Source organism: Mycobacterium sp. IDUB_5, assembly GCF_055419565.1.
Map to the genome: position 1 here is coordinate 13949 of NZ_JBVAXX010000003.1, position 13829 is coordinate 27777.

The 13829-nt window shown below is 67.3% G+C and carries 14 protein-coding genes; 4 read left to right on the forward strand and 10 right to left on the reverse strand.

The window, feature by feature from the left end:
• Positions 1-274 precede the first annotated feature (274 nt).
• On the forward strand, positions 275-1003 hold the full coding sequence (locus ACZY1G_RS09370; RefSeq protein ID WP_463822253.1) for an aspartate/glutamate racemase family protein: 729 nt from the start codon (positions 275-277) through the stop codon (positions 1001-1003).
• On the opposite strand, the gene ACZY1G_RS09375 is transcribed toward ACZY1G_RS09370, so the two are convergent.
• The 3 genes from ACZY1G_RS09375 to ACZY1G_RS09385 are packed head-to-tail and all read right to left on the reverse strand — an operon-like array spanning position 951 to position 6428.
• Positions 951-4310, reverse strand: coding sequence for an ATP-binding protein (locus ACZY1G_RS09375; protein ID WP_463822254.1), 3360 nt, complete (start codon positions 4308-4310; stop codon positions 951-953). The two genes, ACZY1G_RS09370 and ACZY1G_RS09375, sit on opposite strands and share 53 nt — an antisense overlap.
• A complete protein-coding gene (locus tag ACZY1G_RS09380) occupies positions 4303-4998 on the reverse strand; it encodes a DUF4194 domain-containing protein (RefSeq protein ID WP_463822255.1) in 696 nt (231 codons plus the stop codon). The genes ACZY1G_RS09375 and ACZY1G_RS09380 overlap by 8 nt, the downstream gene beginning before the upstream one ends.
• On the reverse strand, positions 4995-6428 hold the full coding sequence (locus ACZY1G_RS09385; protein WP_463822256.1) for a DUF3375 domain-containing protein: 1434 nt from the start codon (positions 6426-6428) through the stop codon (positions 4995-4997). Before ACZY1G_RS09385 ends, ACZY1G_RS09380 begins: the two co-directional genes overlap by 4 nt.
• Positions 6429-6538: 110 nt before the next feature.
• On the opposite strand from ACZY1G_RS09385, the gene ACZY1G_RS09390 reads away from it, so the two are divergent.
• Positions 6539-7246, forward strand: coding sequence for a DUF1345 domain-containing protein (locus ACZY1G_RS09390; protein ID WP_463822257.1), 708 nt, complete (start codon positions 6539-6541; stop codon positions 7244-7246).
• Between the two features lies 1 nt (position 7247).
• On the opposite strand, the gene ACZY1G_RS09395 is transcribed toward ACZY1G_RS09390, so the two are convergent.
• Positions 7248-8177, reverse strand: a complete 930-nt coding sequence (locus ACZY1G_RS09395; protein ID WP_463814021.1) for an NAD-dependent epimerase/dehydratase family protein — start codon at positions 8175-8177, stop codon at positions 7248-7250.
• Positions 8174-8917, reverse strand: a complete 744-nt coding sequence (locus tag ACZY1G_RS09400) for an SDR family oxidoreductase (RefSeq protein WP_463814022.1) — start codon at positions 8915-8917, stop codon at positions 8174-8176. The genes ACZY1G_RS09395 and ACZY1G_RS09400 overlap by 4 nt, the downstream gene beginning before the upstream one ends.
• Positions 8918-8980: 63 nt before the next feature.
• Here ACZY1G_RS09400 and ACZY1G_RS09405 point away from each other — a divergent pair, with 63 nt between their 5' ends.
• Complete coding sequence (locus ACZY1G_RS09405; protein WP_463822258.1) at positions 8981-9727, forward strand: alpha/beta fold hydrolase; 747 nt, start codon at positions 8981-8983, stop codon at positions 9725-9727.
• Between the two features lie 18 nt (positions 9728-9745).
• Here the strand turns inward: ACZY1G_RS09405 and ACZY1G_RS09410 are convergent, their stop codons facing one another.
• The 4 genes from ACZY1G_RS09410 to ACZY1G_RS09425 form a co-directional block, all read right to left on the reverse strand.
• A complete protein-coding gene (locus tag ACZY1G_RS09410; RefSeq protein ID WP_463822259.1) occupies positions 9746-10417 on the reverse strand; it encodes an IF2 family translation initiation factor in 672 nt (223 codons plus the stop codon).
• Between the two features lie 26 nt (positions 10418-10443).
• Complete coding sequence (locus ACZY1G_RS09415) at positions 10444-11001, reverse strand: CsbD family protein (protein ID WP_463814025.1); 558 nt, start codon at positions 10999-11001, stop codon at positions 10444-10446.
• Between the two features lie 93 nt (positions 11002-11094).
• Positions 11095-11658 (reverse strand): hypothetical protein, encoded by a 564-nt coding sequence (locus ACZY1G_RS09420; protein ID WP_463822260.1) that lies wholly within the window; start codon positions 11656-11658, stop codon positions 11095-11097.
• 242 nt (positions 11659-11900) lie between these two features.
• Positions 11901-12794 (reverse strand): NAD(P)H-dependent flavin oxidoreductase, encoded by an 894-nt coding sequence (locus ACZY1G_RS09425; protein ID WP_463822261.1) that lies wholly within the window; start codon positions 12792-12794, stop codon positions 11901-11903.
• Between the two features lie 117 nt (positions 12795-12911).
• On the opposite strand from ACZY1G_RS09425, the gene ACZY1G_RS09430 reads away from it, so the two are divergent.
• On the forward strand, positions 12912-13289 hold the full coding sequence (locus tag ACZY1G_RS09430; protein WP_463822262.1) for a nuclear transport factor 2 family protein: 378 nt from the start codon (positions 12912-12914) through the stop codon (positions 13287-13289).
• Here ACZY1G_RS09430 and ACZY1G_RS09435 read toward each other — a convergent pair.
• Positions 13255-13809 (reverse strand): TetR/AcrR family transcriptional regulator, encoded by a 555-nt coding sequence (locus ACZY1G_RS09435; RefSeq protein ID WP_463814029.1) that lies wholly within the window; start codon positions 13807-13809, stop codon positions 13255-13257. The genes ACZY1G_RS09430 and ACZY1G_RS09435 overlap by 35 nt on opposite strands.
• Positions 13810-13829 lie beyond the last annotated feature (20 nt).

Below are 13829 nucleotides of genomic sequence, written 5' to 3' on the forward strand. Positions count from 1 at the left end.
GGTTGCCCCATCGGCATGGGTTTTGCGGATGCGAGGGCCTTCGCAGTATAGGTGGGGCTGACCTGGAGCCCGGCACGAGCAATCCCTTAAGTTTCTCAGAAACGGCGATGTTTATGTACGATGCTCTTGGTTTCTCTCGTCGGGACTGTCGAGGCGCGCGCAGTGAGGGGTTGAGCGAAGCCTTCTGCAGTGACGCGCCGGCCCTGATGTCCGTGGATGGGGGAGCAGTGGCCATCGGGGCCGGCGCCGTCGCTGTTTTTCGTACGATGACGCAGTGCGCACTCTGGGTCTGATCGGCGGGATGAGCTGGGTCAGCACCGCGCACTACTACCGGGTGATCAACGAACTCGTCGCCGACCGACTCGGCGGACTGCACTCGGCGCGCATCGTTGCGTCTTCGGTCGATTTCGGCGAGATCGAGGCACTCAAACTCGCGGGGGACTGGGATGGAGTTGCCGCGCGCCTGGTCGACGAGGGACGGCGCCTGGAGGACGCCGGTGCCGATGCGCTCGTGTTGTGTACCAACACCATGCATTACGTCGCCCCGGCCATCGAGGCTGCCGTCACGGTGCCGTTCCTGCACATCGCTGACACGACTGCGCGGGCCGTGAAGGCCGCCGGGCTGACCCGAGTCGGCTTGCTGGCCACCGCCTTCACGATGGAGCAGTCGTTCTACGTGTCGCGGTTCGCGTCCTTCGGGGTGGAGGTGGTGACGCCCGACGCCGACGACCGTGCTCTGGTGAGCCGGATCATCTATGACGAGTTGTGCCACAACGTCGTTCGCTCTGAGTCGCGGGCTTTCTACCGCGACGTCGTCGCGCGGATGGCCGGGGTGCAGGGCGTGATCCTCGGTTGCACCGAAGTCGAACTGCTGCTCGGCCCCGACGACGTGGCCGTGCCCGTGTTCCCCACGACGCTGCTGCATGCGCAGGCCGCGGTCGACTTCGCGCTCAGTGGGCCAGCGCCGGAACCTTCGCCCGCATCTGGTGGCGCAACTCCGTGAACTCCGCGATCGAACGGGTCGCCACCGTGGCCACCGGCCGGGCGTTGCGGCCCGTCGCCTCGGTCTTGCTGACCATCACCACGCTGTCGATGTAGGGCTGGATCGTCGTCGCGTTCTGCACCGTCGCGACGATCACCAGCTGGAAGCCGAACTTGCGGAACGCCTGCAGCGCCTGCTGAGCGAACTGCGGATCGGACTTGGAGAACGCCTCGTCGAGCATCAGCTGCGCGAACACCGGCTTGTTGTCGGTACTTTCGGGGCTCGCCAGGTTGAAGCTCAGCGCGCCGGCGAGACAGAACGCCATCAGCTTCTCCTGCTCGCCGCCCGAGTTGTCGCCGGCGTTGCTGTGCGTGCGGATCAGCTCGTCGGACGCGACATCCCACTCGGCGCAGTCGAACGTGAACCGGTTGCGCACATCGAGCGCATCGCGCGTCCACGCCTTGTCCTCCGGCGCCGTCGACGCCAGCCGGTTCCGCAACCGCAGGATGTCGGCGTACTGGTCGAGGATCGCCTGCTTGTCCCCGAGCCCGACCTCGGCGATGCGCCTGCTGATCGCCCGCACGATCTCCGTCAGCTCGGATGCCGCGGTCAGGCTGCGCGGGGTGGCGCGCAGCGTCAGACGGGTGCCGCGGTTGAATTCGACTGCCCCCAAACCAGTGTTGACCCGCTCGATCTGCTCGGCGATGCGGCGTGCTTCCTGCTCGGCCACCCGGTGCAGCGTTAGGATCGCATCCGGCGCCTGCTCGGTGACCAGCCGCATCATCCGCTCGTAAGCCTCGGGCAGCTCACGCTCGTCAATGTGCCGGCATAGCGCCACATAGTCGTGCACGCGCTCGTCGAAATTCTCCGAGTCGTTCGGGATCGCGTCGGGGAACGCCGTGTCGAACGTGTTCAGGATGCGGGCGAGCTCGTCGTAGGAGCGGCGCCGGCTCTCCCGCAGCTGCTCCCGTTCCTTCTTGATCGCGCCAAACAGTGCATCGCGGAAGGGCTCTGGGTCCAGCAGCTCGAGGCTGACGGGAAGCTGCGCGCAGTAGCGAGTGAGCAACTCCGTCAGCGGCTCACTGACGAACGCCGGCGACAGCCGCTCCTCCAATTCGAGCAGCCGCGTCCGCCGGGCGTCCAAATCGTCGCGGCGGGTCTGGATCGCGCCGCGACGCGTCATCAATTTCTGGATCTGCGACCAACATTCGTCGGCGCGTGCGTTGAGAGCCTCGATGTCGGGGTTGTCGGCCAGCAGCAGCTCGTACTGTTCGCGCAACCGGTCGGCGTGCCCGTCGGCGGTCTCGGCGTCGATCTGGCTCCACTGCGGGAACTGCTCGCAGATCGCCTTGCACGCCGCCGCGCGGTCCCGCCACTGCTGACGCTGCGCGGCGATGTCGTCGGCGGTGCGGCGCGCATTCTGGTACGCCTCCTCGGCGGCCGCCAGATCGACGGTGAGCGCGTTGATCTTCGCCGACACGTCACCCTGGTACAGGTACTCCGACTGCTTGAGCGGGCGCCGGTCGTCCTTAATCGCGAGCCGATCGGAATCCTTGTACAGGCCCGTGTCGGTGACGGCGCGGCGGAACCGTGCGAACACCTCAGGGGTGTCCACGCAGACGTGATCGCCCGCGGCTGCGACGACGTCGACGGCCTCGGCCGCACACGGATGTGAGGGGTCGACCGCGAACAGCTTGCCCGCCAACGTGTTCAGCTCCGGCTCGACCGGATCAGCACCCAGCATCTTGGCCCGCACATGGTGCAGCGACAGCCGGCCGCGCATGTTGGTCTCGTTGACGAATGCCAGCACCGCGGTCCAGTGCTGATCGGGCACCATCAGACGCAACCCGACCCCGCGCAGCACCTTCTCGACCGCCGTGCGCCAGCGGGTCTGATCGGCCCGCAGATCCATCAGCTCTGCGACATAGGGCAATTCGGCGGCGTCGACACCGACGGCCGCGCAGATCTGTTCGCGCATCAGCAGCGCGAACTCGGGCAGTGCCGATCCGACGTGTTCGACGCGTCTGAGTTCCTTGGCGGCGTCGTCGCGGGCCATGCGGGCGGCCTTCTGCGCGTACTCGGCGTCGGTGGACGCCTCCCGGTGGCGTTCCACCTTGGCGAGCAGTTCTATGGCCTGCTGCAGGAGCTCTTCGCGAAGGTTCCAGAACTCGTCCGCGGTGTCGGGGACGTCGAGGTCCTGCGCGGTCAGCATGTCCTCGTAGGCGGCGCGGCGGCGCGAGACCTGCTCTGCCTCGGTCTCCGCGGCGGTCACCTGGCTCTGCAGCGGACCGATGTTCGCGCTGGTGCCGCTGATCTGTGCGTTGAGCGAATCCGCCTCGGCCTTGGCGAGATTCAGCGCTCGGGTGACGTCTTCGTACTCGTTGTCGAGCTGGTCGATCGTGGTGTCGAGCTGGCCGATCTGCGCCGGGCACTGCGCGAGACGGACGTGGTCGGTGTACGCGCGCACCATCGGAAGGTCGACGAGGTCGATGATGCCGAGATCGCTGGATTCCGACGCGTAGCGCTGCTGGATCTTCTCGATGTCACCGAGGATCTTGCGTTTGCGCTGCGCGACGGCCAGCAGCTCGCGGGCCTCCACCAGCGGGTCGATCTGCTTGAGTGCCTCGGGAAGACGGGCCAGGCTGCCCGGCTCGTCGAGCATGAACTCGCGCACGAACTGCTCGAGGCCGCCGACGCTCTTGAGCGACTTGGCTTTTCCGAGCAGCTGCTGGGCCGCGTCGGACGCGCGGATGCCGATGGTCGCGTAGAGCTGCGCCAGGTACTGCGATTCCACCTTCGTGGTGAACCGCCAGCCGTCTTCCTTGAACACACCGGTGTCGAAACGCCCTGCCGCCCAACGGTTACAGACGTCCTCGATGCCGAGGTCGCCGTCGCCGAGGACGAACCGGCTCGACGAGTCATTGCGCGACTCGCCCGTCAGCCACTTCAACACCAGGCCCGTCACCGTGCGGCCGGAGTCGCTGGCATAGGTGACCGCGACCGCCGACCACGCCGTCCCGTCGCCGCGCAGATACATCACCCGGCTGGTGCCGCCGTCGCTGCGCTGGCCCCACGCGCCACGCACGTACTTGTCCACCGTGCGTCGGCCCGCGCTCGAGCCGGCCGCGGTGTTGTCACCCGAGGCGTTGAAGTTGCGTCGGTTGAACGGCAGGAAGCCCAGAGAAATGGCATCCAGCAGTGAGGATTTGCCACTACCAGAGGCGCCGGCGATCAGCGCGCCGCCCTCGCTGAAAGGAATCGAGTGGTATCCGTCGAACACGCCCCAGTTGATGACCTGCAGCCGCGCGAGGTGGAACTGCTCAGTCAAGGTCGGTCTCCTGGTCCTGCGCGGTGTGTACGCCGGTGGTCAGCATCTCGAACTGCTGCTGCAGCTCGGTGATGACGCTGGCCGTCATCACCGCGGTGATCACCGGGCTGATCGTGTAGCTGTCCTCGTCGTCGCGGCTGCGGCGCAGGATCTCCAGACCCGTGAGCCGGGCGATCGCCGCGTCGATGCGGCCCGTGAACGTGACCGCGTCCCGGTCCACGTCGTTGAGCACACCGGAGAACAAGCCGTGCATCTCCTCCCGCGAGATCAGCACGCTCTGCCCGCCCGCGGCGCGCATCATCTGTGCCAGATGCAGAGCCAGGATCGAGTCGTACGTGCCGAGCGGTTCGCGGCGTAAGAGCTTGATGCCCTTGGCCGATTCGTAACGGGCCTGCTCGACGAACGCGACGTCGGTCCCGTCCACGATGCGCAGCAGCAGATCCAGTTCCGAGAGCCGCACCGAGAGTTGATGGCGGTACTCGAGCACCCACGCGTAGATGTCGGCGTCCGATTCGGCGCTGATGTAGCGGCGCGTCAGAAGGTGCTGCAGAGCCCAGCAGGCACGGTCGGGGAGTTCGGAAACGTCGCCGTCGAACCGCGGCCGGCGCTGATGCGGCGGACGGGCGGTCTGGTCGACCTGCGGTAGGTCGGAAAACGCGGCGAAGTCGGTGGTTGCGTCGGTACTCACGGGGTTACTCCCACGGCAATCGGTTCGGTGAAAGTCACGTCGGGAACGGCGATCTCGCGGTCACGGCCGTCCAGGGATCGGAACCGGACCGTCGTCGACGCTCGGCTGGACTCCTGGGGTTGCTTGAGCGCCCACGACCACAGGACGATGACGTGACCGAGGTAGGCCCCTTGCCCGGACGTGTCCAGTTTCGCCACGGCGTCCGGCAGCGACACCGGCAACGTGCTGTTGATCATCTCCGCCATCGCGGCCGCGTCGACCTGCGTGGTGAGCGCCGCGAAGCTGGTGAGGTCGACATCACCCTCGGCGGGCGCGGCCGGCTTGGGGTTGGACAGGTCGCCGATCTTGAAGCTGAGCGCACCGACGGAGCTGATCGCGTGCCGGGCCAGCGGCAGTTCGAGATCGAGGCGCGAATCGGTCAGCGAGGTCTTGAGCAGCGCCCGCGCGGCACCGATCGCCTCGTTGAGCTGGCGGGCGATGCCGCGGCTCTGCTCGAGAGTGCCGAATGCGGTGAACCGCTTCACCCGCTGCGCGCAGCGCTGCTGGATGCGTTCGACCTCGTCGATCTGATGGCCCACCAGTTCGAAGAAGCCGGCCATCACCGACCGCAACGCCGGGTCCAGATCCGGTAGCGCCCCGGCGACCGCGGCCACGTCGGCCTCGAACTCGGCGCGCTGGTCGGGGTCGTTGATCATGCGCAGAAAGGCGCGGTGGCTGTCGCGGCCCTGTGAATCCCACGCGGCCTGGTAGTCGGCGTACATCTGCCGCTGCCGATCGCGGTAGGCGACGTTGCTGTCGATCGGCTCGTCGAGCGCCGCGGTCGCCTGCTCGATCATCGTGCCGTACTGGCCGATGTCGGTGATCAGGCGTTCCATCTGCAGGGCGATCGCGCGGGCCTCGTCGTAGGCGTCCGTGACATCGGGGGCGGGCCGTTCCCCGGAGTCGAGTTCCTCGAGCTCGCGGCGCAGCGCGTCGATCTCGGCTTCGATGCTCTTGCGGATACGGGCCGGATCGTTGCCGACCCGGATCGCGACCTGCTTGAGCCGGCCGGCGATGCCGGTGATCGACCCGCCGGTGGCGATCGTGTCCTGGCGCCGCATGCTGCGCAGGAAGTCCAGCGCACGCCGCGCGTCCTGGGTGAGGTAGCAGACGTTCTGGTCGCTTCTCTCATCGACGATCCGGTGCAGCCACCCCTGGCTGGCCCAGGACTTGACCAGCGCGAGGCCGGGCTGATCGTCTCCGAGGTCGGTCAGATCGCGCTCGATACGGACCACGAGATCGGTCTCGGCGACCACGCCGCCGCTCAGGTGCCGGTCCATCAGCGTGGCGTAGAGGTTCAGGTTGGTGGCCGACAGCAGCCGCACCGTCGGGGAGGCCTGCAGCTCGCGGTTGCGCTCGAGCAGCTCGGTCGCCGACAGCTGGTCGTCCACGCACCCTCCTTCTGGTCTCTGGCCGGAGGCCCCAACATAGGCCACGGCGGGGACACCACCGCCGTCCGCGGGGGAGTGTCGCGATGTTTCCGGCGCGTCGTGTGACGGGTGTGACCAGCGGGATTGTCGGGTCTGGTGAGGGTGTCGTCCAGGCCCTCGGCAGGCTGGCCTGGTTGACTGCTCGGATGACCTCGGCGCGGTGGCACACCCCTGCCGTCAGGCTGCTGGGCGCCGCGATCCTGGGCCTGGCAGCCGGCGCTGTGGCGTCCGTCGAGTTCGGGTGGTTCGCGATCCTGATCGGCTGGGACGTGCTCGCGCTCACCTACCTGGTGTGGACGTGGTCGGTGCTGTGGCGATTCGACGCCGACCAGACCGCGTCGCATGCCGAGGTCGAGGAGCCGGGCCGCAGCACCGTCTTCGTACTGATCCTCGTCGGCGCGCTTGCGAGCCTGGTCGGTGTGGGCCTGCTGCTGGCCAACGCGCGGCCCGAGTACATGGGTGCGGTTGCGCCGTTCATCGCGGTGGCCAGCGTGGTGATCTCCTGGTTCGCCGTGCACACGCTCTTCGCGCTGACGTACGCGAAGATCTACTTCCGCGAAAAACCCATCGGTGGAATCGATTTCAACACCTCGGAGCCGCCACGCTACAGCGACTTCGCCTACGTGGCCTACGCCGTCGGCATGAGCTTCGCGATCTCGGACACCAATCTGACGTCATCGCGGATGCGGGCGACCGCACTCAAACACGGTCTGCTGTCCTACCTTTTCGGCTCCGTGATCGTCGCCTCCGTCGTGAACCTGATCGCCGGCGGGCTGTAGCTCACACCAGCCCGAGATCCCGCAGCGAGGCCACGGTGTCGCGCATCGTCTCCGCCAGCGGGCGCGGCTGCCAACCGAGCGTGGCCTTGGCCTTCGCGTTGCTGATCTGCGGCCGTGTGCCCGACGCCTCGTCGGCACGGTCGACCCCGATCAGACGCGCCAGCTCACCGAATGTCACCGCCGGCTCGTCGGCCACCACCAGGAAACGTTCGCCTGCAGCGTCGTTCGTGGTCATGGCGCGTACATGTGCGTCGGCGACATCGCGGACGTCCACGACGCCGAAGTACTGCGACGGCGGGAACTCGCCACCGGTGAGCATCGAACGCACGATCTGTACCGACGTCGAGAGATGCGGACCCAGCGTCGGTCCGAAGATCCCGACCGGGACGATCGTCGTCAGCTCCAGCGCGCCGCCCTCGCTGTCGATGAAGTCCCACCCAGCCCGCTCGGCAATCGCCTTCGACCTGATGTAGGCGGTGTTCTCGTCGGCCGGATCGGTCCAATCCTTTTCCGACCAAAGCTGTTCGGTACTCGGTGAGTACCCCACCGCGGCGAACGACGACGTCATCACCACCCGCGTGCACCCTGCATCACGTGCATGGCGCAGCACTCGCAACGTGCCGTCACGCGCCGGCGCGATGACCTCGTCGTCGGTGCGCGGGTTCTGTGCCGGGAACGGGGACGCGACGTGCATGACGACGTCGGCGCCGGCGACGGCGTCCGCCCAGCCGTCATCGGAACCGAGATCGGCGTACGCGAATTCGACGGTGTCGGAGTCGAATCCGCCCGCGGCCACGGTCTCGCGGACGTTGTCGGCGCGAGTCGGAGCCCGGACCGCGGCGCGCACCCCATAGCCCTCTGCGAGAAGCTGATTGACGAGATGACTGCCGACGTACCCGGCCGCGCCGGTTACCAGGACCAGGTCGCTCACGTCGCGGCCAGCCAGTCGGCGAAGCGGAGCGTGCCCAGCCGGGCACCGTCGCCCGTGACCAGGCTGTCGGTGTCGAGGTGCGCGCCGAAGTAGGTGGCTGCGTCGTCGTCGACCACGGCTGCATCCTCACCCCGGTGGGCCAGTACTGCGCGCGCCAGGTCGGCGAACGTCATCTTCTCCGGACCGCCCACCTCGACGATGCCGTTGGCAGGAGCGCCCTGCGCTGCGTCGGCGACCGCGGCCGCCACCTCCGCCGATGCGATCGGCTGGATTCGGGCCACCGGGACGCGGTACTCACCGCTCACAGCCAGCGATCCGACGATGAGCTCGGCGAACTCATGGAACTGCGTCGCACGCACGATCGTGAACGGCAGCCCGGAGTCGGCGATCGTGCGTTCCTGGACGACCTTGGCCCGCATGTAACCGCTGTCGGTGATGCCGTCCGTGCCGACGATCGACAGCGCGACGTAGTGCTCGACCCCGGCACCCGCGGCGGCCTTGACGAGGTTCGCCGATGCCTTGGTGAAGAACTCGAGCGCTGGATCACCCTCCAGCTGAGGCGAATTGGCGACATCGACCAGTACCGCCGCCCCGGCGAGCGCGTCGTCGAGCCCCTCCCCGGTCAGCACGTTTGCGCCCGTGCGCAGCGATGCCCCGACGACGTCATGCCCGGCTGCGGTCAGAATTTCGACTACTTGAGTGCCGATCATTCCCGACGCGCCCACCACTGAAATCCTCATGACTCCACTCTGACAGTCGGGGCGCGAGAAACAACCCCCGGAAAGTCCGTAGTCTTGAGCGCCATGACGGCGGTGTTCGTACATGGTAACCCGGAGACCCCCGCGATCTGGGGTCCGCTGCTCGCGGTCCTCGGCCGCGACGACGTGGTGCTGCTGACGCCGCCGGGTTTCGGGGCGCCGCTGCCCGACGGGTTCGGTGCGACCTTCCTGGAGTACCGCGACTGGTTGGAAGACGAGCTGTCGTCGATCGAGGGTCCCATCGACCTCGTCGGCCACGACTGGGGTGGTGGGCACGTCGTCAACCTGGTCATGCACCGGCCCGAATTGGTGCGCAGCTGGGCCAGCGACGTCGTCGGATTGTTCGACCCGGAGTACGTGTGGCACGACATGGCGCAGGTGTGGCAGACGCCCGGGGCGGGCGAGGAGTCACTGGACGCCATGCTCGGCGGTGACCTGACCGCGCGCACCGACCTGATGATGTCGTTCGGCATCCCGGCCGACGTCGCCGCGGCGATCGCCGAACACCAGAACGCCGACATGGGCCGGGCGATCCTGGCGCTCTACCGGTCGGCTGCGCAGCCCGCAATGGCCGAGGCGGGGCGGGACCTCGAGCGGGCTGCCGTGCGGCCCGGTCTGTCGCTGCTGGCCACCGACGACGCCTTCATCGGCGCCCACGACAACCGGCGTCGGGCCTCCGAGCGCGCCGGTGCGCACATCGAGGTGCTCGAGGGGCTGGGGCACTGGTGGATGGTGCAGGACCCGCACCGCGGCGCCGAGGCTCTGAACGCGTTCTGGGCGACGCTCTCCTGAGCCCTGCGGGGTGCTGTGTCATGACTTGCGTGCAGTGGCTGCCCTCTGCTTCTTGGTGTCGGCCAGCTGCTCGAGTCGTTCTGCCTGAGCCCGACTTTCGTCGGCTTCGGACTGCTTGGCGTGTGCGCTGTTCAGCTGGGACTGCGCAGCTGCAGTGGCCTTGCCTTCGTTGACGCGGATGTTCTCCTGCGCTGCGCGTTTGGCCTCATCGACTGAGTTCTTCCGGCGTTGCGCGACTTCGTCTGCCTGGTGCTTGTCCGCTTCTGCACGCTCGCGGGCAGTCTGTGTGGCCCCGTTCTTGCGCTCCTCGGCGTCGGACCACGCGCGCCTGATGTCGCGGTTGGCCGATGCGCGCGCCTGCTTGCTCTTCTCGGCAACGTTGTCGACTGTGGATCTCAAGTCCGCTGCCGCATGCGCTTCCTTGCGCGCGGCGGCTGCATCGATGCGGGCGGCACGACTGAGTGCGGCACTGCGCTCGGCAAGAGCCTCACCGCGCATCTGGAGCTCCGAGTCGCCCAGCGCGTTGCCGACGGCCGCGTCGATCAGGCCGAGTGAGCGCTCGTACAACAGACGTGCGGGAGTTTCCGCGTCCATGCGCGCGAACAGCCTGTCCTCGATCACCTGGAGCGGGAACCGGGCGATCTTGTACTGCAGACCCAAGACGGCGAAGGGGATAGTGGTGATTCTCATCGATGACTCCTGCGGCTGGCCGGTGCTCATGGCAGATCGGCTTCGTGGGTGAGGCGCGCGGCGCGTGCCCTGATGCGGTCGGCTTCTTCGTGGGCGTTGGTGGTGACGTGCTCCACGGTCTCCCGCTCGTCGACGGCATGCGCGACATCCTGCGCGGCCGCCGACATCTGGGCCTGCTCTTCGGCCTTCGCCTGTTGCACATCGTGCTGCGCGTCGACATCGGCCTGCACCTTTTTCTCGGCGGCCTGTGCAGCGGCGGCGCGTTCGGCCTCGCGCTTCTGATCCTGCTGCTGCTCGTGCACCGCCCGCTCGGTGGCCGCGGCTTCGGCGTTGACCGCGCTGCGCTCCTGCGCACCCCGCCGCTGTGCTTCCGCTGCCTCCGCGCGGGCCTGCACTGCTTCGGCGTCGGCGACCGCCTCCACGGTGTTGGCGTGTTTGTGCTCTCGGGCCGCCATCTGCTCGAGTTGGCCCTCGGCGGTCATCGAGTCGTTGCCAGTCACCGCCCCGACGAATTCTTTGGCCTTGCCTTTCACCATGTCGATCAGACCTTTGCGGGCTCGGCCGGCATCATCATGCTCTGTCATTGTTTCTCCTTGTGTGACAACACGATCGGCGTCGTCGTGAGGCGACCTCGGTGTCGTTGGAAATCGGAACTCTGATCGCTTGCGAGCGGGAAATCAGTCCCGCACTCGTCGTGCCAGCGAATTACCGACGCCGGTGAGGATCTGCGTGGGCCGTTGCTGCTCGCCTTGCTGTGCGCTCAGGATCAGGATCGTGCCCGTGAGTACGGGTAATGCCCACTGCAAGTAGCGCAGCTGACGTTGTGCGTCTGCCACCTCGTCTGGAGTGGCTGCCGTTGGATCTGTCGCCCCTTCTGCCGGAGTCCCATCGCCATCAGTAGTTTTGGCGCCGAGTAGTCCGCTGTACGCGGTGGCGCCCAGCGCTGCACCGGTGAGGAGGGTCTTCGCGATGGTGTTGGACGTGACGCCCGACTGGTGCCTGGCTCGATCGCGATTGGCATAGAGGATCGCGGCGCCACCCAACAGGTGCGCTCCGATGGCCACGGCGCTGACAGGTGCCCATTTGGCCCAACCCACGGCGGCAACGCGGACGCGGTCATGAGAATCGCGAACAGAGGCAGCAGCGCCGTTGACCCCGACAGCCCCCATCAGTGAACCGCCGAACCACGCTGCGGCGCCGAGGTCGTGCAGGGATCGAACGAGCGTATTGCGTGATGACATGAAAACCTTTGAGATCGTGAGTACGTCGTGGATGCCGAGTGGCTGTCCCGGTCAGTTGGCAACGTCGGGACTCGACGCGACTACACAAGCTCACATGGTGTGTCTGCGACGAATCACATTCGGGTCGAATGAGATTCGATCTTGACCTGGCTGACTCTCTTGAGTGTACGCCTTGCCTGCTGCCACTCCGGCGATGTTTCTCCGAGCGCGCTATCGGGTACGCCTCTGCGCCGAAGAGCGGATCAGTTTCGCTCCCACAGTCGGTCGATGACGCCGGCGACGGATTCGACCGCAGTCAATTCCCCGACGCCCAGCCCGGCGTTGACGGGCGCCAGCCGGTAGTCGTGGAGGGCGACCGCCTTGTGGAGAGCATCTGTCGCTGCGCTGTCGATGTCCTGCTCGCGGCCGCTCCAGCGGTCAGTGAAAGCGTTGCGTAGCAATCGTTCCGGCGTGTCTTCCGGCCACGGGTAGCCGAGTGCGACGTCGAAGACGCGAGAGATGACAGTGTCGTCGGCACTCGCGGTGATCATTGCCTGACGTGCCCCGTCCGGGAGCAGAGACTCTCGGCAGGCTGCGAACGCCGTGCCGATCCACGCACCTACCGCTCCGGCGGCGAGCACGTCGGCCAGCGAACTCCGGGACGCGATGCCGCCAGCGGCCAGCACGGGCAATTCCGTGTGGTCCAGGATCTGCGCAAGCAGCGCCGAGAGTGCCATGCGGGGCTGACCATGGCCGCCGCCCTCGGCGCCCCGCGCGACCAGCACGTCGACGCCGGCGTCTTCGGCTCGTCGCGCCTGGTCGAGGTCAGCGACCTGGGTGGCAATCAGCGCACGGGCATCGTGGGCGGTGTCGACCCACGAGAAGTCGTCGCAGAAGCTGACGGACAGCAGGGTCGGATGTGCCGCGAGGGCGGTCTCCAGCAGGCGGGGGTCATTGCGCACCCGCCAGCCGATCAGGCCGATGCCGAACGGGATGTCGAGGACGTGTGGCAGTTCTGTGAGCAGAGTGGATGGTGTTGCGCTGCTGCCCATTCCGATCATGCCCAGGCCGCCGGCGCGCGAGACCGCTGCGGCCAGCTTCCCGCCGGCGACCCCACCCATCGGTGCGTTGAGGATCGGGACCACGAGATCGAGCATGAAGTGATCGTAGGCAGATGTGCTGCGCTCGGTGTGTGGCGAGCGCACGCATGCTCGCGGGAAAAGCGGTAACTTGCATGGGCACTATAAAACTCCCCGTCTCGAGAGTGAGGTCCTGTGAGCGACGACATCGTTCGGCTGATGGAAGAGAACCTGCTTGCGGTGTTCAACGTACGTGATGCCGATGCCCGGCTCGCGGTGGTGCGCCGCAACTACGCTGCCGACGTTCGGTGGTCAGACGCCGAGGAGACCGTGGTCGGCCAGGATCCATTGCACGCGAAGGCGCAGGTGCTGCTGGACGGGCCGCTGGCCGGGTTGTCGTTCACCCAGGCCGGACCGGTGCATCAGGTGGCCAACATGGGCTACCTGAACTTCGAGGTCTACGTGCCGGGCACCCGCGATGTGCTGGTCGCGGGGTTCGACGTCGCGCTCATCGAGAACGGCGTGATCGCGCAGTTGTTCACCGTTCTGACCCAGGAGCCGGCCACGCCATGAGCGCGATATCGGCCGCGGCGCGCAACTGCCGGCGGGACGCCCCGTCGCGTGCCTTGGCCGACAATCCCCGCAGCACCAGGTCGATGTAGTCGGTCAGCGCGGTCACGTCGACGGTTGCGGGCAGATCACCAGCTCGCTGGGACCGGCGTAGGCGGCGGGCGATCGCATCGCGGCCGGAATCGCGGCGTGCGCGCAGCGTCGGGTCGGAGATGACGAAGCAGCCCGGAGGGTGCGCCGGACGGGTGTACAGCTCGACGGCCCGGTCGAGCATCGTCGCGAACACCTCGTGCGCGGTGGGCGCCTCGAGCGCCGGCGGCACGACCGCGGACCGCTCGTAGAGCTCGACTGTGGCGTCGAACAGCGCCTGCTTGTCGCCGAAAGCGGCATACAGACTCGGTGGGGAGATGCCCATGGCTGCGGTCAGATCGTTGATCGAGGTGCGGTCAAAACCTCTGTCCCAGAACAGATGCATCGCCGCCTGCAGCGCTTCTGCGCGATCGAACTTCGGCGGCCGGCCCACCGTCTGATCCTATGCACCTT

Coding starts and splice junctions, on each gene's coding strand:
- ACZY1G_RS09405 (WP_463822258.1), top strand. CDS start 8,981: ATGACGGCGGTGTTCGTACATGGTAACCCGGAGACCCCCGCGATCTGG.
- ACZY1G_RS09400 (WP_463814022.1), bottom strand. CDS start 8,917: ATGAGGATTTCAGTGGTGGGCGCGTCGGGAATGATCGGCACTCAAGTA.
- ACZY1G_RS09425 (WP_463822261.1), bottom strand. CDS start 12,794: ATGCTCGATCTCGTGGTCCCGATCCTCAACGCACCGATGGGTGGGGTC.
- ACZY1G_RS09415 (WP_463814025.1), bottom strand. CDS start 11,001: ATGACAGAGCATGATGATGCCGGCCGAGCCCGCAAAGGTCTGATCGAC.
- ACZY1G_RS09410 (WP_463822259.1), bottom strand. CDS start 10,417: ATGAGAATCACCACTATCCCCTTCGCCGTCTTGGGTCTGCAGTACAAG.
- ACZY1G_RS09420 (WP_463822260.1), bottom strand. CDS start 11,658: ATGTCATCACGCAATACGCTCGTTCGATCCCTGCACGACCTCGGCGCC.